22 protein-coding genes are annotated in these 22671 nt (G+C 67.6%); 2 read left to right on the top strand and 20 right to left on the bottom strand.

From position 1 onward, the window contains the following. The first annotated feature begins 230 nt into the window (after nt 1-230). Both JWN03_RS05155 and JWN03_RS05150 read left to right on the top strand, forming a co-directional pair. Nucleotides 231-1301, top strand: coding sequence for a hypothetical protein (locus JWN03_RS05155; protein ID WP_297610460.1), 1071 nt, complete (start codon nt 231-233; stop codon nt 1299-1301). Continuing rightward, nucleotides 1291-1950, top strand: coding sequence for a dTMP kinase (locus JWN03_RS05150; RefSeq protein ID WP_297610458.1), 660 nt, complete (start codon nt 1291-1293; stop codon nt 1948-1950). The genes JWN03_RS05155 and JWN03_RS05150 overlap by 11 nt, the downstream gene beginning before the upstream one ends. Nucleotides 1951-1985: 35 nt before the next feature. Here the strand turns inward: JWN03_RS05150 and JWN03_RS05145 are convergent, their stop codons facing one another. The 20 genes from JWN03_RS05145 to JWN03_RS05050 all read right to left on the bottom strand — a co-directional run bounded on the left by JWN03_RS05145 (nt 1986) and on the right by JWN03_RS05050 (nt 22657). After that, complete coding sequence (locus tag JWN03_RS05145) at nt 1986-2924, bottom strand: diiron oxygenase (protein ID WP_297610455.1); 939 nt, start codon at nt 2922-2924, stop codon at nt 1986-1988. Further along, nucleotides 2924-3208 (bottom strand): PqqD family protein, encoded by a 285-nt coding sequence (locus tag JWN03_RS05140; protein ID WP_297610452.1) that lies wholly within the window; start codon nt 3206-3208, stop codon nt 2924-2926. Before JWN03_RS05140 ends, JWN03_RS05145 begins: the two co-directional genes overlap by 1 nt. 7 nt (nt 3209-3215) lie before the next feature. After that, nucleotides 3216-3995 carry a nucleotidyltransferase domain-containing protein gene (locus JWN03_RS05135; RefSeq protein ID WP_297610449.1) on the bottom strand — a complete coding sequence of 260 codons (780 nt, stop codon included), beginning with the start codon at nt 3993-3995 and terminating at the stop codon, nt 3216-3218. Continuing rightward, on the bottom strand, nt 3995-6241 hold the full coding sequence (asnB, locus tag JWN03_RS05130) for an asparagine synthase (glutamine-hydrolyzing) (RefSeq protein ID WP_297610445.1): 2247 nt from the start codon (nt 6239-6241) through the stop codon (nt 3995-3997). The genes JWN03_RS05135 and asnB overlap by 1 nt, the downstream gene beginning before the upstream one ends. A gap of 42 nt (nt 6242-6283) precedes the next feature. Beyond that, nucleotides 6284-7543 carry an MFS transporter gene (locus tag JWN03_RS05125; RefSeq protein ID WP_297610442.1) on the bottom strand — a complete coding sequence of 420 codons (1260 nt, stop codon included), beginning with the start codon at nt 7541-7543 and terminating at the stop codon, nt 6284-6286. Nucleotides 7544-8117: 574 nt separating this feature from the next. After that, nucleotides 8118-9137: an ATP-grasp domain-containing protein gene (locus JWN03_RS05120; protein ID WP_297610440.1), complete on the bottom strand. Its 1020-nt coding sequence runs from the start codon at nt 9135-9137 to the stop codon at nt 8118-8120. Continuing rightward, nucleotides 9137-9958, bottom strand: a complete 822-nt coding sequence (locus JWN03_RS05115) for an IclR family transcriptional regulator (RefSeq protein WP_297610437.1) — start codon at nt 9956-9958, stop codon at nt 9137-9139. The genes JWN03_RS05120 and JWN03_RS05115 overlap by 1 nt, the downstream gene beginning before the upstream one ends. A gap of 128 nt (nt 9959-10086) precedes the next feature. Further along, nucleotides 10087-10929, bottom strand: a complete 843-nt coding sequence (locus JWN03_RS05110) for a glycosyltransferase (protein WP_297610434.1) — start codon at nt 10927-10929, stop codon at nt 10087-10089. A 10-nt stretch (nt 10930-10939) separates the two neighbouring features. Next, entirely contained in the window at nt 10940-11848 is a 909-nt protein-coding gene (gene prs / locus JWN03_RS05105; RefSeq protein WP_297610431.1) for a ribose-phosphate diphosphokinase, read from the bottom strand. Between the two features lie 188 nt (nt 11849-12036). Beyond that, entirely contained in the window at nt 12037-12849 is an 813-nt protein-coding gene (locus JWN03_RS05100) for an ABC transporter permease (protein WP_297610429.1), read from the bottom strand. After that, nucleotides 12842-13597, bottom strand: a complete 756-nt coding sequence (locus JWN03_RS05095; RefSeq protein WP_297610427.1) for an ABC transporter permease — start codon at nt 13595-13597, stop codon at nt 12842-12844. The genes JWN03_RS05100 and JWN03_RS05095 overlap by 8 nt, the downstream gene beginning before the upstream one ends. Further along, a complete protein-coding gene (locus tag JWN03_RS05090; RefSeq protein ID WP_297610424.1) occupies nt 13597-14544 on the bottom strand; it encodes an ABC transporter ATP-binding protein in 948 nt (315 codons plus the stop codon). The genes JWN03_RS05095 and JWN03_RS05090 overlap by 1 nt, the downstream gene beginning before the upstream one ends. Beyond that, entirely contained in the window at nt 14541-15641 is a 1101-nt protein-coding gene (locus JWN03_RS05085; RefSeq protein ID WP_297610421.1) for a hypothetical protein, read from the bottom strand. Before JWN03_RS05085 ends, JWN03_RS05090 begins: the two co-directional genes overlap by 4 nt. Before the next feature lie 13 nt (nt 15642-15654). Beyond that, the gene (locus JWN03_RS05080; RefSeq protein ID WP_297610419.1) at nt 15655-16503 is read right to left on the bottom strand and encodes a hypothetical protein; all 849 of its coding nucleotides are present in this window, start codon (nt 16501-16503) and stop codon (nt 15655-15657) included. Next, entirely contained in the window at nt 16500-17720 is a 1221-nt protein-coding gene (locus JWN03_RS05075) for a M16 family metallopeptidase (RefSeq protein ID WP_297610416.1), read from the bottom strand. Before JWN03_RS05075 ends, JWN03_RS05080 begins: the two co-directional genes overlap by 4 nt. A gap of 352 nt (nt 17721-18072) precedes the next feature. Next, nucleotides 18073-19389, bottom strand: coding sequence for a nucleotidyltransferase family protein (locus JWN03_RS05070; protein ID WP_297610413.1), 1317 nt, complete (start codon nt 19387-19389; stop codon nt 18073-18075). Nucleotides 19390-19584: 195 nt separating this feature from the next. Next, nucleotides 19585-20544 (bottom strand): hypothetical protein, encoded by a 960-nt coding sequence (locus JWN03_RS05065; RefSeq protein ID WP_297610410.1) that lies wholly within the window; start codon nt 20542-20544, stop codon nt 19585-19587. 27 nt (nt 20545-20571) lie between these two features. After that, on the bottom strand, nt 20572-21120 hold the full coding sequence (locus JWN03_RS05060; protein ID WP_297610407.1) for a TIGR00730 family Rossman fold protein: 549 nt from the start codon (nt 21118-21120) through the stop codon (nt 20572-20574). After that, complete coding sequence (locus JWN03_RS05055) at nt 21117-21815, bottom strand: dienelactone hydrolase family protein (protein ID WP_297610404.1); 699 nt, start codon at nt 21813-21815, stop codon at nt 21117-21119. The genes JWN03_RS05060 and JWN03_RS05055 overlap by 4 nt, the downstream gene beginning before the upstream one ends. After that, on the bottom strand, nt 21812-22657 hold the full coding sequence (locus JWN03_RS05050; protein ID WP_297610401.1) for a hypothetical protein: 846 nt from the start codon (nt 22655-22657) through the stop codon (nt 21812-21814). Before JWN03_RS05050 ends, JWN03_RS05055 begins: the two co-directional genes overlap by 4 nt. Nucleotides 22658-22671 lie beyond the last annotated feature (14 nt).

Here is a 22671-nt window from a genome sequence, read left to right as displayed (position 1 = left end):
AATTCGGCGCCACGTTTCTGAAATTTCCATGTGATGGATGCCTTTCACCCGACATGTGAGATCACGAGATTGGGCGATAAGACCACCCCCTGTCAAGGCTTCAGCGCACGTCAGCAGCATTTTCCAGCTGCGGTTTCGGCCTCGCGAAAATGCCCGCCCGCGTTTCGGAATTCAGCTCGGAATCGCATTTGCCGGTTTCCGCGAACACCGGAAAAGGATAGATTCGCGCAATGACTGAGTCCGAGGTAGCCACCGAAATCGTGCGTCTCGATATGCACGGAATCACCGTGCATATCGACGCGCCAGGAGCCCAGACACGAGCAGCGCTGATGTACGACTACGGCATGTTCGCGCAACCGGACGATGCTGCCGTGCGCACCGCTTCCGACTGCTCGCAGGTCGGTCGAAATTGCACCGCGGAATTGCGGGTGACGGTCGTCGAGGAGGACGACGCCCCGCTGATTCCCGGCGCCATCGCGGGCCTGCTCGGCGACACGATCGTGGTGGGCCCCGGCACCGTCGAAGTGCGCGGCCCGAACGTGACCACCCGCGCCGCGTATCTGCGGGAGATACGCCCGTACACCACCGCCAGCGTGATCGGACTGCACCGGCGCCGCGGCGCGGCCAATGTGCACGCGAGTGCCGTGCGCGCCCGCGACGGCGGGGTGATCTTCGCCGGCGAGAAGATGGCGGGAAAGACCTCGCTCGTGCTGGCCATGGTCTCGGCGGGCTACAGCTACCTCAGCAATGACATCACCCTGCTGCTTCCAGGGGCGGACGGCGAGGTCGAGGTGGGCGGCATGCCGCAGGCCCTGCCCATGGGAACCGGCACCCAGCAGTGGTTCGCCGCACATGTCCCGGAGTTCGGGATCACCGCTCCCACAACGATTCCCGAGGGCATGGGACCCAGCGAGCTGTACTGGTACGAGGCCGGCAGCAAGCAGCGCCTCGGCTGGGAGCAGATCTCCAGTCGTGATGAGCTGCGCCTGCGCACCCCGTTGCGGCACCTGGTGTTCCCGGAAGCGGCACTGGACCTCGACCATCCCCGGGTGCGGCCGATGGATGCCGACGAAGCGGCCACCCGCCTGCTGCAGAATGTCGACTACTTCCTCAAATGGGCACTCGGGCCGCAGCAGCCGTTCGCCGACCTCGTGGACGCGACGGCCCGCCTCGTCGAACGCGCCATCGCGGGCGCGGCGGCGATCCAGTTCCAATGGTGTCCCGATCATCGGCGCAATGCCGCGGTGCTCGCCGAGCATGTCGGCCCGCCGCCCGCGAGTGGGCCCGCCGATGTCGTCTGAGCCGATACTGCCTTTCACCGGGCAGTCCACCCCCGGGCTGCTCGTTGTCCTGGAGGGTGTTTCGCGGTCCGGTAAGACCACACTCGGGCAGCAACTGGCCGAGAAATCCCCGCGCCCGGTGCGCCGGGTGAAGTGGAATTCGCATGCCGAACTCGCACCGGTGACAGCCGAATTGACCAGGCGCAGCGAGTTGAGCGGTTTGACCTCGACACTGCTGTTCATCGCGGACCTGCGGCTCACCTTCGAGGCGGTCGCGCTCCCCGCCTTGCAGGCCGGTGAGATCGTCGTCTACGACCGCTATGTCTATTCGGGCTGGATCCGCGGACTCCTGCGCGGGGTACCCGAGGAGCTGCTGCGGCAGATCACGGCGGTATTTCCCCGGCCGGATCTCACGCTCTTCCTGGACCCCGGCATGGAGACGATTACCGACCGCTTTCTGCGAACCCGCAAGGGCGGCGGCTGGTTCGGCGTCGGACGCGACCTCTACGACCGCCGATTCCCGGATCGGCTGGACGCGGACGACGTCGAGCTGGACGCCTTCACTTGGTTCTGCGGTGAGCAACTGCGGATGTACCGGGAACTCGCGGACACCGAAGGTTTCGTCCGGGAGGATCACGTGCAATCGTTCCTGGATCTACTGGATCGTTAGCCACTCGGCGGAGTGGATAGCGCTGTGCGACAGCATTATCCACTCACCAGCCCGGAGGAGGCGAACGCGGCGTGGGTGCCCGGATCCTCCAGCGCACCCACCTCGGTGAACGAGCGCACCGTCACCCGCGCGGCCGCGGCCAGCGCTCCGGCCGTCCGCCCGGTCGAGAACGTTTGATCGAGCGCGTCTTCGGCGAGCGCCGACGGCACACCGGAGCACAGCAGTATCGCCTCGACCGACAGCAGATCAGGGGCGAGGAATGCCTCCACGAGCCGGGGGATCAGCGGGCCGGCGAATCGGCGCTCGGCCGCATCGAGCTGCACCCACAGCTCACGCAGGAACCGCTTGAAATACGTCTGGTGGCGGCCCTCGTCCATGGCATGATCGGCAACCACATCGCGCACCGGACGCGGGAGCCGCGAGTCCCGCGGAATATCGGTGAGCAGTTGGGAGACAAGGGTTTCACTGACCGTGGTGAACAACAGATCGGCCAGCCGCCGCCGGCCCGGCTCGACCTCCTCGCGCAGCCGCGCGACGGCCTGTACGAAACGCGGCTCGACCAGCGCATCGGACGGCACGCCGGTCACCGACTCCAGATCCCGCACGAAGTCGTAGGCGAACTGGGCGTGCCAGGCCTCGTCCGTGGTGATCTTGAAAGCGTCGGCGCGCATCTCTGCGGGCAGCACCACCCCCGCCCGGCCCAGCGAGATCAGCGAGGTGACCGGCAAGACGGCCTGCTGCTCCAGCACCGTCGTGAAGTGCAGGTACTGATAGAGCGCGTGCAGCAGCGCCTGCTGCCGAATCCGGTCGCCCAGATCGCCGAGCGCGGGCGCCGACAGCACCGGAAACAGTTCCGGGGGAAAGAAAAAGCTGTCCACGGCCTCGAGCGGACCGGGTTCCCGCCGCGGTGCGTTGCGGACGGTACTGCGCGTCTCCCACTGCCGGAAACTACTCCGGTACTGCGGCAGGTCCATCAGGCTTCCCCGTACTGCTCGATGAAGGCGGTCGCCGCCAGATCGGCCATGAATTCCACCGTGTCGGCCAGCGCGGATTCGACGTCTATGCCGAACTCGGCGACCAGCAGGCCGGCCAGCTCGCCGATCGTCCGCTTACCGTCCGCCGACCGGAACAGCAGTGCGCCGACGTCGGCCAGTTCGATCATCTGATGCTCGTGATTGACCACCAGGAGACTGCCGCGAATGCTGCGCACCCGAATATCGAGCCTGCGCACAGGAATCGACTCGGCATTCCAGCCCATGGCACTCCTAGACATCGATATCGAGCCAGACGTTCTTGCACAGCCGGACGATCGCCTCGACCCATCGTTCGGGGGCCTCGGGATCGAGGCCGCGCATCGTCTCCCACTCCCAGTACTGCGCGTAACTCATCGATCCGGGCGCCAGCTCGCGGAAGCGGCGTGCCCGCCACTTGCGATGCAGATTGAACTCGCCCTGGCCCAGCAGCAGCGCGTCGATCGCGAAACCGAAGGCCTCACGCGCCGCAAGCACCGCGCTGTGCGGGTCTCCCGAGGCGAGCATGCCCAGCGCCGACTCGGCCTTGTCGTCGCAGCGGTTCAGCGCCGCGTCCACCAGAAACGCGCGAAACGCGGAGTCGCGGATGCGTTCCCGCAGTGCCTGCACCCACGGCTCGCCCGCGAGCGGCACACAGGTCATCATGTGGTCGAGCATGATCTTCGACTGCTCGTCGAGCTGGTCGTTGAGGGTGTCGCTGTGCTCGAAGGCATCCCAGGAGACTTTGTCCAGCACCTGGTCGATCTGGCCGGTCAGCCAGTACTTGACCTCCAGCCGGGCATCGTCGGCGTAGGTGGCGACGGCCTGCACCCGCTCCGGCTGCAGCGCCACCTCGATGCCGCCGGCCCGCGGATCCGAAATCGGTTGTTCGACAACCACGATCACATCCACATCACTGCTCTCGTGGGCCCAGCCGCGGGCATGCGATCCGACCAGCAGCACGGCCTTCGGGTCCGGCGGCATCAGGTCGTGCAGAGTGAGGGCCGACGGCAGCCGATTAGACAGGCCGGACATCAGACGCCCACCGCGGCGGCTTCGCTCGGACTGAACCGCTCCCCCGCTTCCGGTCCCACGAGCGGGACAGGCACCGCCACGATCAGGCCTTCGTCGAAGGCATAGCGCAGCGGCTCCTCCACCGCGGTGAAGGTCGTCCCCGCATGCGCCAAAACCTCACCGAGCGTGCGACTTCCGTCTATCGCCGTCAAGAATGCGTGCCAGCCCGGATCCTCCGCCACATCGATGACGTATTCGAAAGTCCCCGAGACCGACACCAGAATCACTCCGGGATCGCCGAGCGGTGAGACGAGCAGCGTGTCCGCGCCCAATTCGATACGGTCCGCGTGGTCGGGCGCGGGCACCCGCCGGACCGCCGCCCCCAGCGCCTTGCCCTCGATATCCCAATCGGTGACCTGCGTACCGGTGACCTCGTATCGGGGTCGATCCACCGGCCGGACGGGCAGATCGCGGGCCATCGAGTCGAGCAGGCCGAGATTCGCCAGTACCAGCACATGTTCCACCGCCTGCGGTTCGGCGACCGTACCGAGCCGGGTGATCGCGGTGCGCAGGCCGGTGGGGTCGAGCACGCCCTGCGCGCCCGGCGCGGCCAGCGCCCGTTCCAGGAGCGCACCGCCGTCCTGGGCCAGCATGCGCACCACCATCCGGTAGGCGAAGCCGGGCTGGTCCTGCATGTAGAACGAGGCCTTGGGCCGCTCGACCACGGCTTCCGGCACGATCCCCCGCATGGCGTCACGCAGAATCCGCTTGTCCCACAGCAGTTTCGCGCGTCGCGGCCGCGGGACCGTGGCCATCAGCTCGATAATCCGATGATCGAGGAAGGGCACCCGCGCCTCCACGCCGTGTCCTGCCGCGGATCGGTCCTCGTGCCAGCAGTTGTACTGCTGGATAGCCGGATACCGCCCCGCGACATAGGCCGCATACGGATCCGCGGGCGGGGTCGCGCCGTAGATCAGCTCGTCCGCCAGCAGCGGCCCGAGACCGGTGATCGAACACCACGCCGCCATTCCCGAATTGCGGCTCAGCGCAGCGGTTCTCGCCAGATCGGCGGTGGCCGCCTCGAATCCGGCCCAGTCGGTGCCGAGCGAGATACCCGCCGAATAGCCGCCGTTGAACTCGTCACTGGCCTGCCCGAGCATCATGCCCCGCAATTCCGGGCGCACCTGCTTGGCATAGGCGTAGAGGCTGTGCTTGAAGTATTGCTCCGGCCCACACAGGGGTGTTTCCTGCAGCCACAACAGATGCAGCCACTCCTGCACGCCCGGAACCCGGTCGGCTTCGAAGATCACCTGATGGTTCGGCATGCCGAAGTCCGCTGCGACGCGGGCACTGAACTCCGCATCGCCACTGGCGTAGGTACTACCGGTGAGCGCAGTGAAGGTGTGCACATTGTGCCCGGCGGCGGCGGTGAGCGCGGCCACGGAGGCCGAATCGATGCCGCCACTGAGCATGAGGCCCAGCTCGGTGTCGGCCGAGGCGCAGTCGGCGACCGAGGCGGTGAGCAGATCGAGGTAGGCCGCGCCGAGTTCGGCGTCGGACCGATCGTCGAAGTCGGCGCCGCCGAAGTCCGGGAACTCCCAGTAGGTTGTCCGAGACTCCACACCGGTGCCGAGATCGATGGTGATGATGGTGCCCGCCGGAACGACCTCGATGCCACGGAACCACGACGTGACCGGATTGGACGGGGAGGCCGGTGCCAAATCCCGCAGGGCCGCAGTCCAATCGAGTTCACGCGGGCAGTCCGGATGCTCGAACAGCGCCTTGATCTCCGAGGCGAACACCACGGAATCGGCCAGGCGGGCGTAATACAGGGGTTTGATACCGAACCGGTCGCGGGCCAGGATCAGCCGATTGCGGCGACGGTCCCACAGCACCAGCGCGAACATCCCGGCCACCTCGCCGAGGAAGCGAAGTTCGTCGCGCGCATACAGATTGGCAAGAATTTCGCAGTCCGAGCGGGTGCGCAGCCGCAGCCCCGGCATCCCTGCCTCCAGGTCGCGATGGTTGTAGACCTCACCATTGGCGATCAGCGAGACATTGCCGTCCGCACTGTGCAGCGGCTGATCACCGTTCTCCGGCCCGACCAGCGAGAGCCGCCGGAAGACCAGCCCCACCGGCCCCTCTAGCAATATGTTCGCGCCGTCCGGTCCCCGGTGCGCGATCGCGTGGCCCATGCTCTCCAGTAGTGGATTCACCTGTTCGCCGAGCACACCGCCGATGGCCGCCATGCCTGCCAAGCCGCACATGTCTCTCTCCCGTGTTGTCTGTCAACGTATTTCGATCCGCGGTCATCGAGCCTCCTCGGACGGGCCGCGCAGCTCGGCGAGAAAACCGCGACCGCGAGCAGCGAGCGCGAGCCCCAGCGGCAGCCCGCCCGCCAGGGCCACGCCACACACCACCCACAGCGCGGGACGGTTCCCCAGCACCGTGCCCAGCGCACCGCCCGCGAGTGCACCGATCGGCAGCACTCCCCAGGTGATGAACCGGATGCTTCCGGACACCCTGGCCAGAAATTCCCGAGGAACCGATGCCTGCCGATGGCTGCGGGTCACGATGCTGAGCACCGACCCACCGGCGCAGCCGACCGTAAGGCCCAGGGAGACGAGGGCCGTCGCGAGCGGTCCGGTGGTCACCGGCACCAGCAGCTCGAACAGCGGGGTGATGATCACCACCGCGAACAGGGTGGTCACCGGCCCGGCGACCCGCACCAGCCGTCCGCTGACGGTGGCGCCGAGGAAACCACCCACGTACGACAGCGCCATGATCAAGCCTATGACGGTCGCGGAGGCGCCGACGTCGTGCACCAGATACGGCACCAGCAGCGCACTGAGCGCAGCACCCGCCGCATTGACCGCGGCGACCGTGAAGGTGAGCGGTCGAATCACCGGATCGCGCAATACATATCGCAGTCCCGCGGTCAGCCGATCCCAGGTTACGCCGCGCTTGCCGGCCTGTTCCGGTGCGGGTTCGCGGACACCGATGCGGGCCATGAGCCATGCCGAGACCAGATAGCTGCCGACGTCGATCAGTACCGCGGTCGCCGCGCCGATCGCGGTGACCAGCACGCCGCCGAGCAACTGCCCGCCGGCGGACGCCGCGGTCTGCGCCGAATCGCTGCGGCCGTTCGCGGCGACGAGCTGCTCCCGGCTCACCAGGAACGGCAGGTAGGTCTGCCGGGCGACGCCGTAGACGACGGCGATCATGCCCATTCCGAGTGCCACCACGATCAGCTGCGCCAGCGACAGCACCCCGCCGACGGCCGCAAGCGGAATCGACAGCAGCAGTACGGCTCTGATGAGATCGCAGCCGATCAGCAGCGGACGCCGACGCAGCCCTTCGACCCAGACGCCCGCCTGCAGGCCGATGGCCAGCCACGCGACGGTGCCGGCCGCATCCAGCAGGCCGACCTGAAACGTGGAGGCGTGCAAGGTCGAAACCGCGACCAGGGGCAGGGCCAGCGTCGAGACCGCGGTGCCGAAGGAGCTGGTGGTGCCCGCGACCCACATGCGGCGGAAGTCTTGGCCCAGCGGCGCAGTCGTGGTCGCCAACTCGTATCCCTTCATCGAACCAGGTATTTCGTCGCCCCCCGGGGGCCGGGGCTCACGCAGTGAACCCCGGCCTGTCTGCTGGAGAATTACGCGCTGTGCAGGCTACGACTGCAGGCGCTGACCGGCTTGGTGGTCGGCTTGATGTACTTCGTCATGATTCACCTCCTATCCGGGATCCAATGGAATCGGTTTTCCATAGCCCGCAAATTCCGGGCTACGCGCGGTGGGAGCGGCAGCTGCTCGCGGCAACCGGTTTGGTGGCCGGCTTGACATATTTCTTCATGATTCACCTCCTGCCGGGCGATACGGCGCGCAGGACAGCATCGAATTCGATACCGGACCCCGCTTTCCGATTTCTTGTTCACCGGCGAACGAAATCATTGCCGGCGATTCCCGAACCACAGAGTTAATGCTCTCCGCAGTTCGGAAACAATCGGCCCAAGGGTGCTGTGTCAGGGAATTCCGGCCGACCTGCCGCGGCCCCTTCGAGTTCTACGATACCGAGGGAATCACGAAATACCGGAGCCGGAATATCGCGCTTTCCGGCGTACGGAAATCGGATTCATCGTTCATTTCAGGAAGAAAGTTGCTCCGGCACCCGGGGGGTGCGACTGCGGTCGAGCAGCCGGTGCAGCGCCTCGAAGGCGTCCGCTTTGGTCGCTCCGGACACGGTGAGCCGACTGGTCGCGAAGACCCCGTCCGCCGGGCGCACGAATGCTGGGCCCTCCCAGGGCACCTCGACGCCGTAGGCCCGCGCGGCCAGCCTGCCGGAGAACGCGGGATCCGACGCAATGTCGAAAATCCGGACCTGCGCGGCCATGGCCGCGAGCCGCATGGTCCCGCTGACCCGCGGATTGATCTCGAGGACCAGCGGCACACCGTCGGGATCGACAACGAACTCGACCTCGAGCCAGCCCTCACAGGGGACACCGGCCGAGATCGCGGTGCTGATCGCGATCATCTCCTCTTCCAGCACCCGCTGCTCGGGCTCGCCCGGGCATACGCGCATCCGCCGATACGGCGGCACGAGCGCGGAATTCGAGCGGCCCTTCCACACCGGTGGCAGCACGACCGTGCGACCGTCACCGCGGAATACGACGACCGAACACTCCTCGCCTTCGACGTACGCCTCGACATAGTGCTGGTCGTCGACCACGGGAGCCCGGCCGGAAACCAGGCTCATGCCCGCACCCTCGGTGCCGAATCGTCGTTTCACCACCCAGCTTCCGGATCGACCGGTCGGACCGGAAGGCGTCGCGATGCCCGCCCCGGCGAACCACTGCTTCATCGCGACCTTGTTCAGGCCGAGTTCGACGGCGTGCGCGCCCGGTCCGATGACCGGGTACCCGCGACGGCGGAGCTCGGTCGCGAGCCGATGGTCGCGAGCCAGCGATCGATGCCCGGCGTGGATGGCGATCCGGGCGGGACCGACTCCGCTCAGTAGGTCGAGCACCGCGGACTCGTCGGTGTCCCGCTCACCGACGTAGTGCACGTGATCCCAAGGGGCAGAACAGAATGCGTCGAACCAGGACCGGCAGCTGGGCGGTGACACCACATGACGGGTGGGTAGCCCGGCACTGTCACCGGTGCTCATCAGACTGCCCGCGGGTGCGCGCCGGCCGGTATCGCGGTGAGCCCGTGGCCGTGTTTGACCGCACTCAGCTGTTTGCCCGCCCGGGCGGGCGCCGACAGTTCCGCGGCGGCCTGCCGGGTCAGGCGAATCAGATTCTCCCGGGTGCCCTGGCGCCGGGTCCGGCCGCTGTCCGCGACCAGCGTGACGCCCTGCCGGATCCGTCCCATGGCGTCACGGACCGGCGCCGAGACACTCCATTTGCCGAGGTCGAGTTCGTTGTCGCAGACGTCGTAACCGCGGCGGCGGGCGAGCTGCACCCGCGAAAGCACCTCCTGCGGACTGGTCGGCGCGGGCCCGGCGCAGGGTTCCGGCGTCATCCCGTCGAGCAGTCCGACAATCTGCGCGTCCGCCGCGTCCAGCAGCAGAATTCGTGCGCTCGATGCGGCGTGCAGCGGCATTTCCCGGCCGAGGACAACGTGCAGGATGCCCGCGCGCCGCCCGGGTGCCAGTGCCACACAGACCGCCTTGAGCTCGATCATCTCGGTCAGGAAGACGGTCTGGCCGCTGATGATGGCCGCGCGCGCCAGCGGCCCGGGCGGGATCTGCTGCAATCGCCGGCTGCGCACCGACGCGCTCTCGAAATTCATCGCGCTGGGACCGATGAAGTAGCGCCGGTTGGACGGTGAGCGAACGACCATTTCCTCGTCTTCCAGCGTCGCGAGCAGGCGATGCATGCTCGCGGCCGGGACGTCCAGCTGTGTCGCCAGATCCTGCAGGCTCAGCCCGATGTGGCTCTGACTGATCGCGGAGACAACGGACAAGGCCCTCTTGAGACTACGCATGGGCTACCACCAGACTCGACTTATCGACGGATATTGTTTCCGTGTAGCGGAGGAGTACTTTCTACCTCATGAAGATTTGCTGACCGTAGCCGGAACGTCAAGCTGGACAACACAGATGTAACTCGGGGTCAACGGGCGGATACACGACGGCCGATGAAGGCCCGCATCTCGTGCACGAATTCCAGGTAGTCGTGGTCGTCACGCAGCTGCCATTTGGCCACCAGCCGCTCGTTGGAGCGCGTCGCGCGGTCGAGGTCCCAGCGATAGGCGAAGAAGGCCATATCCGCCGGCTCGACCGGTGGCCCGAAGAAGGCCACCGCTGCGGCGGGCGCCATCACCAGCCGGAGCCCTGCCCGATGACAGGCCAGCGACAGGTCGACATCCGTTCGCGTGCATACCTTTTCATCGAACGGCGCCAGCGCGCGGAACGCCTCCAGGGTGCCGCCGAAGCAGTGTTTCTCCAGATGGCTGATCCGTCTGCGGCCGATGACCCGTGGCCAGGCAGGCTTGGGCCGTCGCACGAGCCGGCTGCGATACCCGTCCTCGGCCAGCGTGAGTTCACTGACCGGCGGGTCGAAGTGAATCTTCCCGGTATGCCCGTCGACGATGGTGGGCGACACCAGATCGGCGTCGAACGCATCGAGCGCCGCCGCCATTTCCACCCAGAAGCCCTGCCCCACAACAACATCGTTTTCCACCACGCACACGGTGGGCTCATCGATGTGCGCGAGCGCGGCATTGACCGCGGCATTGACGAGCACCGGCCCGGGTCCGGCCCGCACGATCCGCAGCCCGATGCGGCCCGGGGGCCGGGCGTGCACGGCGGCGATCGTCTCGGCCGAATATCCGACGTCGACGAGGTAGACCACCGATCCGGCGGGCGCATGCGCCTCGAGCGCATCGAGACAGCGATGGACGGTACTGAGTTTCTCCCGGGCCGGCACGACGATGGCGAGCGGTGGAACGGTCACGGCGGTCCTTTCAACGGAAAGGGGCGAGCAGGGGCGAGAGATCGAAGGTCCGGGTGGGCAGCACCGGAGCCGAGGGCCGCGCGGTGGCATTGGTGAGCATGAGGGTGCGCAGGGCGCCGGTGCCGGCGAGACCCTCGAGCGCTCCCGGGCGGCCGATGTCGTAGAGGGAGAGGAAGTCGATCGAGGCCGCGCCGCTGCGGTCGAGCATGCGAATGGCCTCGGCGGCCGAGTGACCGCTGTCGATCTCGTCGTCGTACAAGAGCACTCGCGCGCCGCGCACCCGGGTCTTGTCCTCGAGCCGGGTATGGCTTTCGCCGGTGTGCCCAACCCGTCGTTTGGTGAAGAACTCGATATCGGCGCGGAAGTTGTCGGCCAGCACGGTGCACTCGTCGGCCCGGCCGCGGTCGGTGCCGACGATCAGGTCGTAGGTCAGTCCGTCGTCTATGAGCTGCTCGGTGATGCCGGTGAGGGTGCCGAGTTGATGGACCGGTTTACCGAAGAATCCGACCAGTTCGGGCGCGTGCAGATCGAAGGTGAGAAAGCGGTCGATCGGCAGCGCACACAGCAGATCGATGAAGACCTTCGCGCCGAGCGCGACGCCGGGCGACGAGACGCGATTGCTCCGGCTGTAGGGCAGGTAGCGCAGCAGGCAGTAGATCTCCAGCGGCCCCCAGCGCCGCAGCGCGTCGGCGACCAGCCCGAGTTCGACGATATTGCCATTGGGTCCGGCGATGCCGTCCATGACCAGCAGCACCCGGCGCACGCCCGGGGGCGGCCGATCGGCCTTGACGAGCATGTTTCCATTGCCGAAGAGAATCCGCTGATAGTCGCCGACTATCGCATCGAATTCTTTGGCCACACCTTCCACCAGGCCGTCGACGACAGCGGGGACGGGTACGACCATCCACTCGTATTGCATGAAGCCTCCGAATTACCGAATTCCGAGTACGTGAGTCCGGTGGATTCGAGACTAACGCCGGGTAACCGAAAACCGCACGACCAGATTGTTTCCGGATCGGGAAATGGAAAACCTCTGCACGATTCATGGCGCGAGTTACAGGTAATTAACCAAGCTAATATGATTGTGATCTTGATATATCATCGAATTCACCCGACGGTCAGGGACCCCGAACGCACCTTCTTGCGCAGCGCGCGAGTCAGCACCAGATAGCCGACCGCCGCCCACGCCAGCGCCACCGCGACCTCGCCGAAGATCTCTTTTATCGGAGTCGGCTCCCCTGCGGCCAGGGCGCGCATGGCCCGCAGGCCGTGTGTGAGTGGCAGTACACCCGCCACTCCCCCCGCGAAACCAGTGGTTGGCGCAGGGGTGCTGACACCGGCGAGCGTCATCAGGGTGATGGTGACGCCCATCGTCAGGTACATCCGCAGGCCGGGTCGCGCCACGCTGAAACCGGTGAGCGACAAGGCGAGACAGTAGCAACTCAATGTGGTGAGCACATCGATGCCGAGCACCGCGGGAAACGCGGCCCAGTGCATCGGCACCGGCAGCAGTACCGGCACCACGGCAAGGGCGATCGATGAGGTGACCACCGCGTCCGCAACCCAGTACAGGCCACGGGAAGCCAGTACCAGGAAGGGATCGGCGCGGGTGATGAGCAGGAATTGCAGCGTGCCCAGGCGCCGTTCCCGCACGGTCGAGGAAACCACGCCGAGGGCCCCGACCGGACCGAGCACCGCGGCATTGCCGAAGGCGAGATAGCCCTGCGCGGCAGCCGATCCGAGCAATCGGCCCAGGGTGGCGAAGAACAGGACCTGGCAGATCAGCCGGAGCAGCCAGCCGCCTGCCCACGAGCGCCAGGTGAACATGGCCCGATAGTCCTGGTAACTGCTGATCACTCCGTAGGCGATCTGCCGGGCCACCGCGCTGCCGGCGCGCTGCACGCGTACTGGATCAGCCATCGAGGGGCACCTTTCCGTGCCGGACGGAGGCAAGCACCCTGCGCAGCAACAGCATTCCGAGCAGTGATTGCAGCAGGACCAGGGCGAGCAAACCGGCGAGTCTGCCACCGACCGCGCCCGCCGACCCGGCAGCCACATCCCGCAGTAGCTGCGCGCCCTGCGCGAGAAAGAAGATCCGGGAGACGGCCGGTATCGGCTGCGGCAGGGTGCCGACCGGCACGATCAGGCCACCGAGCAGATAGAACGGGTAGGTCAGGGCGTTCTGAAGGGTGCGCGCGCCGCGCACCAGGATCATCAGTCCGCTGATCGTTATGGCGCCGCCCGCCGCACCGAGCGTGATGAGCACGGCGATCGCGGCGCACAGCCCGGTATCGGCGGTGCGCATATCGAACCCGAACACCCAGCGCCCGATGAGAAGTACCTCCGCCAGCACCGGCAGGGCGAGCGCGGTGGTGGTGAATATTCGCACCGTCAGGGCTCCGGCGTAGCGCCCGGGCGTGAGCAGGGCCAGCACCAGCGTGCCCTGCAGCCGATCGTCGTCGATGGCCTCGGCGGCCACGAATACCGCATGCGACCACAGGCTCATCAGAAACGCCGTGAAGGCCACCGTGGTGGCGAGTTCGGGCCGGTGGTGGTTGGCGAGGACCGAAAAGAACACCAGCGAGTAGAGCGGTATGACGACCAGCGTCGCGAGCAGGTGCGGCGATCGGGCGATGAGCAGGAACTGGGTCCGCGCCACGGTGAGCATCAGACGGTCAGCTCCCGATCCTCGATAATGCTGCGATAGACCTCGGTCAGGCCGGGCGCTTCGACGGAGATCTGCTGCACCCGCGCCTGCACCAGCCGATCGAGCACCAGGCTGAGCGTCTCCTCGTCCTGCGGCCGCACAATGAGGGATTCATCCGGCCCGGCCTCGGATTGCGCAGGCAGCAGGGCGATTTCGGCGATGACACGCGCGGGGACGCCGCGCGCCGTCACGATGCGGGCGTAGCCCAGTCCGGACAGCAGTGCTTCCGCTGTGCCCCATCGCAGCACCCGGCCGCGGTCGATCAATGCCAGTCGCGAGCACAGCGCCTGGGCCTCGTGCATATCGTGCGTGGCCAGCAGCACGGTTGTTCCCGACGCACGCAGTTCGTGTACCAGCGTGCGGAATCCGGCGGCCGCGTGCGGATCCATGCCATTGGTCGGTTCGTCCATGATCAATACTTCGGGGTCGCCGATCAGCGCCCGGGCCAGGTGCACCCGCTGAATCATGCCGCGGGAGAACGTTTCCACCCGGTCTTCGCTGCGGGCGGTGAGTCCCAGGCGCTCGAGCAGATCGTCGGTGCGCTGCCGTGCCGCCCGGCTGCTCAGTCGCTGTAATGCCGCCCAGTACAACAGATTCTGGCGTGCGGTCAACCGGCCGTAGAGACCCCGATCGCCACCGAGCACCAGGCCGATGCGCCGCCGGACCTCCTTGGGTTCGCGCACGACGTCGTGGCCCGCAATGTGGGCGGTGCCCGAACTCGGCACCAGCAGCGTAGTGAGAATTCGCGAAAGAGTCGTCTTCCCGGCACCATTGGGGCCGAGCAGTCCGACGACTTCGCCCTGCTCGACAGCCAGCGTGACACTGTCCAGCGCGGTGATCCGGCGACCACCGGCCGTGGTGAACATCCGGGTGAGCCGGTCCGTTTCGACAATCGGCACGGTGGTCATCCCTTCGTTGTGGTGGCGCAGCGCACGGGCCAGGTTCGCAGGGTGGCCAGGTAGGCGAGCGCTCGCTCATACGCGTCCGGGTCCACCAGTGCACCGGGGACCATCAGGAAGTCCGAGATCGGGGTTCGGACAACAACTTCGGAGCCGGTCCTATGGCGTTCGCACCGATCTCCCGCGCCGCGGCGCAATGGTGTCGTCAGTTGCATTCCGTAGCAGGGCGGACCGTCCGGGGCTTCGGGCACCTCCGGGCAGCGCAGCGCCTGCTCGGCGTCGGCGAACTCCCGCAGGGCGGAAATCAGTTCTGCGGGAACCGTTCCGGCCAGCGCCGGGTACGCGGCCGTGCGCTCGCACAATTCGAGCAGTTCCGGCGTGAGACGATGCGCGGCGGCGATCTCGGCGAGCCGCCGCGGTTCCGGCGCCCGCCCGGAGGTGAGCACCAGGGCCAGGTCCAGCATGTCCCGGATTCCGAAGGGACGCTGGAAACGTTCCTCCGCGAGGGATAGCAGGTCGGCCGCGGCGGGGTCGGCGGGCAGCGTGATCCGCATCGGGCCGAGCCCGGGCTCCCCCGCGAAGGCGAAGGTGCTCACTTCGACCCGGTAGTCGCGATCCAGCAGCGGATCCTCCCCGGGCCATTGCACACACGCGTACAGCTGGGTGCCTGCCGCACTGGGCAATTCGGTGAAGAGCGCTTCGTGGGCGGGGTGTGCGTCGAGGACCAGGGACAAGACCTGCCACAGCTGCGGCTCGTCCGAGACGACGATATCCAGATCACCCACCGACCGCAGCACGCCGGGCGGGTAGTAGCTCGCCAGGGACGGGCCCTTCACTACACGGGCACCGGTCGCGTCCGCGATGCGGTCCGCGAGCTGCCGGTAGGTCTCGCTGCGCCGGGTCAGCCGTCGCAGCTCGTCACGGGCGCCGGTGCCCATCGGGACCGCTTCGAGCGCGGCCAGGGACAGCACCAGCGCGGGGAGTCCGCCACGGGCGTCACGCGCGGCCAGTAGCAGGTCACGGGCACCGAGGCCGGGATCGACCGCCATGAGTTCACGAATCAGGTCAAGCTGGACGGCGACGCCGGCACGCGGTTCGGGAGGCACACGAAACTCCTGTTCAGTCACGGGAAGCCGGCCGCGCGCCGGCGGGGCGTGGCGCGGAGCAATACCGGTAGACCGGGCGCCAACCACGGCGGCACAGCTTGGTTATCGTCTCGGCGGCCGGATCACGACCCTCGAATGTGCTCGGATGACACACGTTTCCGATGATCGGCAGCCCCAAGCGTCCGGCTTCGGCGGCGCAGGCGTCGACCAGCGCCGCCGTCGCCGCGCGCACCTGTGCCGGATCGTCGATCAGAATGTCGACGAGGTCGACGAAGGCGGTGCCGGTGACATCATCGAAGGCGTCGATCAGCGCGGTCGCGTGACCGATCGGCTCCCGGCGGCCGGCGGTATGCACGGTCCAGGTGCGGCGGGCGGGAGCGCTCATGATGCCCGTGACGGCGCTGGTGACCGCGTCCACATCCGCGGCATTGCCGCGATCCGACTGGGCGACGATCAGCGCCTGAGCCAGCCAGGCCCGGACCTGTTCGTCAAAGCTGCCGTCGTCCAAGGCAATTCGCAGTGCGGTACCGGATGGTGTGGCGGCGGTGCGGGATCGGTCCGGCAGGAACCGCAGATAGCTGATCACCGGTTCCAGGTACGGGGACGGTCCGATATCCGCGGGCAGGCGCACGACTGTGGAAGTGCAGGAGGGGAATCGGCGGAACAGCTGATCGAGCAATCCCGGGATATCGGTGAGCAGGGCACGGTCGGCGTACTCGACGAGGCATTGGTTTTCACCGGTCAACGCATCCACGTGGAGTCCGGCTACTACCGGCAGGTCCCCCAGTCGATGCACCAGACCTGCCGTTTCCGCGGCTTCGAGATATGCGGCGGGCACGTCGAGCGCTGCCTGCCCGATCACGACCGCTCCGGACGGACCACCGACACCAGACCGGCAGCCAGTTCGGCCGCGGCCTCGGCCACCTGGTCCGGGGTCACCTGTCGCAGCGCGGCGATATCGTGTTCCGGATCCCAGCGATCGTCGGCGAGGATGCCGCGGGAGGCGAGCCGGATGGCGCGGTTGAGCGGCGACTCGGCATCGAGCACCTTCTCCACCACCGCCTGGTGGACTGCGGCGGCGAAATCACCCGGGGCGGTAGATCCTGCTGCTACACAGTGCAATACCTCCCGGAATGCGGACAGCAGTCGCGGGGCATTTCCGGGCTCGCAGCCTGCGAGCATGCGCCATGCCCCGCTGTCGGTGTAGGTGCGGGACCAGGAACTGAAGTAATAGGCCAGCGCCTCCTGCCCCCGAAACCGTGCGTACAGCAGCGAGGCGGGGCTGGATCCCAGTAGATGTGCCAGCACGGTGTAGGTCAACCTGCGGGGATCTCTCGCGCGGGGTGCGCGTCCGCCGACCATCATCCAGCAGAACTCATCGGGCCAGGCTTCGTCGGTACCCGGCGCCACCGGGCCGGGCGCTGCGTCTTCCGGAGGTTCCGTTGCCGCGCTGGGTATATCGAGCAGGCCACTGCCGGCCAGAGCGGTCATCACTCGGTCCTTCGACAGGCCGCCGACGACGGCGACGGTCCGCGGCGCCAGGGCGAGTGCGCGCGTGTACGCGTCCTGCACGTCGGCAAGGCCGATACCCGAGACGGTCTCCGCGAGGCCTCCGACGGGTGATGCCAGCGGGTGCGTCGCGAAAAGCCTTGCTAGGAAGGCGTCTTGGACGGCATCGGCGGGATCGGTCGCGGCCGCGGTGAGCTCCTGCAGTACCACCCGGCGTTCGGAGTCCAGGCATTCCTGGCTCAGCCGCGGGCGCAGCAGCGCCTCGCCGAGCAATTCGATGATCCGCTCCGCATCCTGATCGAGTACCTGCGCGTGCACGACCAGCGACTCCGGTCCGGTCGTGGCATTACAGCTGCCGCCCAGACGCTCGATGTGCTGTGCCACGGAAATGCCGTCCGCGAGCGGAGCGGACATCAGCAGGTGTTCGAGCATGTGCGTGGTCCCCGCCGCGCCGTGCGGGTCGTGCCGGGCGCCGTGGCCGAGCGCGAAGCACAGACTGGTTGTGCGCAAATATGATTCGTGATCGACGAGCGCGGGGGTGCGGCGGATGGTCTGGAGTGCTTCGGTCACGACGATCCCGTTTCTGAGGGAGAGGGTGTGACGTGGAGCCAGGTGCCGCATGGTGCGGCACCTGGCTTACACCACTACTTGCCGGTGCGAACGACGACCTTGTCCAGCTGCGGACGCAGGCCTACGGCGTGATTGCGATCCATGGTTACCCTCCTCTCGATAAGTGAATGGCCATGTGGGCCCGAGAGATTGAACATCGGAAGACGCTTGTCCGATGTTGTCAACCCCGCAATCGGGGTTGCCCAAGGAGTTCATCACGATGGCGACAATGTGGTCAATATTCGGTGACCGCGCTTTCCGATATCTGCATTCACCGAAGTGAATTCGAGAGATCATGGACCGTATTTCCAATTCACGGTGTGCCGACCAGACCGGAGGGCAGCACGAAGTCGACGGTGGGCACGAATTGCCCGGCCGCTCCGGCATCCACGAGTTGCCCCTCCGGCGTCGCGAGCACCACGGTGCGCCCGGCCAATCGGAAGGCGTGTGCGGCGAACGCGGGTGTGCTGGTCAGCGGTACGAGCCGGACGCAGTTCCAGCGCACCAATTGCGGGAGGGCGCGCCGGGAGTCGTCATAGGGCAACTCCGTCACCAGCAGCGGCGACGGCGAACTGTAGGCGCGGCGCGCACCTTCGACGATCGCCGCGGTGAGCGCGGGGGACGAACCTGGGACACGTTCGGCCGCGAATCCGGCGTGCGCGATCGTCACCTCGATGCGATGGTCCGCATTGGGCGCGGCGAGCGGTGGCTGCGGCTCGGGCTCCACATCGGGACGCAACAGGTCCAGGGCTGCCGACAAGGCCGGGTCCGGGGCGCAGAGCGCGTGTACCCGGTCCAGGCAGGTCGCGAAGAAGGGCAGCAGGGCGGCGGCGTCCAGCGTGGGGTGGACGGCGGCGCGCAGCGCCTCCGGATCTGGATGTGCCCGCAGCGCAAGCACAATGTCGTTCACGGTTTTGGCATCGATGAAGCAATCGCCGGCGGCATTGCCTATGACACAGCAGAAGTCGTCGATCGGATCGACCGGCGGCAGCGGCTCGCCGCCGATGTGCGCGGTGAGATCGGTGCGCATCGGCATGAGCCCGCAGTGCCGCACCGAATAGGGGCCGACGTGGATATCGATCGGCAGTTCCACCCGGCCGGGGCTGATCAGGCGGACCTGACCGTAGAGACCACCCGTGAGATCGCCCTTGAACCACGGCAATTCGTGTGGCGGATAGATGTATCCGCGATCCAGGAACGCCTCGGCGAGCAGCCAGGCCGCGTCGTAATCGGCGACCAGCAGATCGATATCGCCGACATCGCGGATCAGCCCCTGCGGGTAGCGGTCGCGCTGACTGAATCCTTTCATCCGCCGCACTCCGAAGCCGCCCTCGGCGGCCACCCGGGCCACCAGGTCGAGCAGTTCGCCGCTGCCGAGGAACCGGATATCGATCGGTTCGATGTAGTCGGCGAGCAGTTGGGCCGTGGCCGCAGCGACCGGGTCCGCGCCGAGTCCGGCCAGGCGGGCACGGGCTATGCGGCTGACCTTGTGGCGGATGAGCAGTTCCGCCGATTTCTCCGGTCCCAGCACGGCGAGCGCGGCGTTGCTCGTGGCGAGATCGCAGCCGGGCAGCACGAGGCCGAGAGCCAATACCGCGGCCTGCTCCTTTTCCTGAATGACGTCTTGCATGACTCCTCCGAATCAAATTCTTCCGCCTGACGAAAATCTGCGGCAGCATCGACCGAAGGCTGGGGCGGCAATTCCGGAGGGCTCCGAATACGTCAGCGCGGTGCATTCGACACTAATACCGGCCGGTGGTGAACGCGCGGCGGAACGAAATTCGGATCGGGAAATGGAAAAGCGGCGCCTGATTATCGATGGCGGTCATCCGGAGCAACCGGCGATGCGGGCGCCCAATCTCTCGGCGAGCCGGGCGAGTTGGGCATCGTGCGCACAATCGGCGTCGCATCCCAGAAAGCAGAGCCGCGCGGTATCGGAGGCCGCGTGAAAGGCCGGGCCCGGTCCGGCCTTGACGCCCGCGCGCTCGAGCACCGCCGCCGCGTCCGCCCCGGGAATCCGGAGCAGGAAGGAGGCGCCGTGCCACGCGGCCTGAACATCTCCGCCCGCGATGGCCGAACGTGCCCGTCCGGTCGTCGCCGCGACAGCCCGGGCACGGCGGGCAAGTAGATCCAGCCCGCCGGCCGCGGCGAATCTCGCCCAGTGCGCCTGCACTTCCCGACCCGGGGCGGATACGATCCGGGATGCGGTCGGCGTCACCTCGGGACTGCCGAGCAGCCAGCCGATATTCCGGTGCGGTCCAGCGACTTTCGCGAGCGAGCCGATGCGGACGGCGCCGGGGACGGGCGGCGCCGGCGGGCCGTGCCAGCGGTAGGTCTCGTTCTGCACGACCAGTCCCCCGTCGGCGATGAATCCTTCGAGCTCGGTGACGAATTCGGGCCCGGCCGTCCAGCCGTCGGGATTCCGCCCCGGCGAGGTCAGCCAGATCAGGGTGCGGGCAGCAGGTTTCGCCTGCCGCAGCAGTTCGTCCAGCTGTGCGATCGTGACCGGGCGTCCGGCGCGCTCGAACGCCCGCCGGACTCCGGCGAAGGTCGGCCCCTCGAGCAGTACCGTGCGCCCCAGATCCGCGAACGCCGCGACGACCGGGCGCACTCCCGCCGTGATCTGCAGGCGATCGCCGGATCCCGCTCCGAGCATCGCGGCGACTGTCGCACGCCACGCGTCCGGACCGTCGGCAGCCGAAATATCCTGTGTGGCAGCGGCATCGGACCACAGTGCCTCGATATCACCGGGCCAGGGCGATGGAGTTCCGCTCAGATCCAGCATGCCCGTCCGTTCGCTCGCACCGAATGATCAGGACACCGGGTGCAGGCTCGCGAGGTGCGTGAAGGCGGCGGCCGCGGTATCCGCGAGCTGGAATCCCGGATCGCGGCGAATGAATCCCCGGCTCCGGAGATCTCCGGTCACCGTGAGGAACCCCTGCCACGCCCCGTCGATATCGAGCAATACCAGCGGCGCCGACAGCACGCCGAGCGCTCGCATCGCCACCACGTCGAGCACTTCGTCGAGAGTGCCGTACCCGCCGGGCAGTGCCACGAAGCAGTCCGATTCGGCGATCATGATCCGCTTGCGCTCGAACAGATCCGGGGTGTGGACGACCGGATGTATCGGCGTGTGCGCAATCCGATCGCGCGCCACCAGGAATTCGGGAATCACGCCCAGCGCGGTGCCCCCGGCGGCCAGGGTCGCCGCGGCGACCTCACCCATGAGACCGCCGCGGCCGCCGCCGTAGACCAGCCGGTGCCCGCCCTGCCCGATGAGGGTGCCCAATTCGCGTGCGGCAGTGCGGTATTGCTCGCCTTCCCCCGCCGAGAACCCGCCGAACACGCCGATCGACATCATGCGAGCACCTCTTCCATCGCCAGGAAGCTCAGTGCGTTCGCCCAGGCGCGCTCGGTGGCATACGAGTGATACCGGAGCGGATCGGACGCATTGCAGAAGGCGTGCCGCGCGCCCGCGTAGACGCAGGCTTCCAGCGGTGTTCCGGTCGCGTCGGCGGCCTGCACGGCCGCCAGCTCGGACTCCGCGGTGACCGCGGAGTCCCGGTTGCCCCGATGTAGTTGAACGGGAACTCCGCCGCCGCCGGCCAGCCGGTCGATCGGGGACAGCGGGCTGTGCCAGCCGACTTGCGTTGCGCCACCGTAGAAGCAGCTGGCGCGCCGCACTCCGGTATCGGCCGCCGCGGCCAGCAGCGCGAGCCGCCCGCCCAGGCAGAAGCCGATCGCCGCGGGCCGCCCGAGCCCGAATCGGGTTCCGGTGTCGGCGACCAGCATGCGGGTCAGGTCGATCACCGGATCGTCGTGCAACCGGGATTTGTACTCGTCGGGCTCGAGTCCCGCGGGCATGCCCGCGAAGAGTTCGGGGATGACGACCAGCGCGCCGGTCGCGGTGAGCCGGGCGGCGGCGTCCTCGGTGAACGCATCGAGACCGGTGCGGTGGTGGAACATCAGGACGACCTGTGCGGCCGGACCGCCGGGTGCGCGCACGTGTATCGGCACCGGCACATCCCAGCCGTCGGCGGCGAGGGTGTACGTCATGAGCGAACCAACCGGTGTCCGATGGCGACCGGATGGCGGTCGACGTCCGCCCGGGCGTGCGGACTGTAGAGCGCGTGGAAGGTGGCGCGCGCCCCGGTATGGGCCGCGAGCCGTTCGCAGCGGCGGAAGTCCGTGCCGGAGTTGACCAGATCGTCGAGAAACGCGACCGAACCGATGCCGGGCCCGAGGGCGGCGGCCGGATCGAGTCCATCGGGATCGACGAGGGTCAGCTGCGCCCCCCTCCGGGTGGCGGCGACCGCGGCCAGGTAGCAGCCGCCCCACATCACGCCCGCCACCAGGTCGGGACGCCCGCCCAGGGTGTCGGCGAACAGAGCCGCTACGTCGTAAGTGTGTGCCGCGGCCAGGGTTTCGAAGTAGTGGTCGACGCGTTCTCCGGAGGACCGCACGAATTCCGACCCGGTGAGCAACTCCACGGAGTCGGCCAGGGAAACCGGCTCGGCCGGTGCGCATTCCGGCTCCGGCAGGATGAATCCGGCAGCACCCGTTCCCTCTTCGCGAGTCACCCGGATCTCCGCGACCACGTCCATACCGGCCGCCCGGAGCAGGTCCGGATCGGTGGCACCGCAGTGCACCACGGTCCACTGGCCACCGCCGTGGCGCCCCTCGATGTGCTGCCGGGTGCCGTGCCCCTTGCGTTGCCGCCGATAGAAGGCGAAATCGCGACGAGACAGCGCGGCCAGTACCGCGCCCACGAGCACCCCGCCCGGGCCGACGCCCACCAGGCGTGACCCCGGGGCTACCGCGGCCAGCAGTGGGCGCGGATCGGCGGTCAGCGTGTGCAGACCACGGTCGCTCAACACCAGCGGCGTATCGACCGACACGGAATCGGCTGCTT

The organism is Nocardia sp. (assembly GCF_025465275.1).
Classification (GTDB): domain Bacteria; phylum Actinomycetota; class Actinomycetes; order Mycobacteriales; family Mycobacteriaceae; genus Nocardia.
Note: the sequence above shows the minus strand (reverse complement) of the source record. Positions and strands in the feature narration are given on the sequence as shown.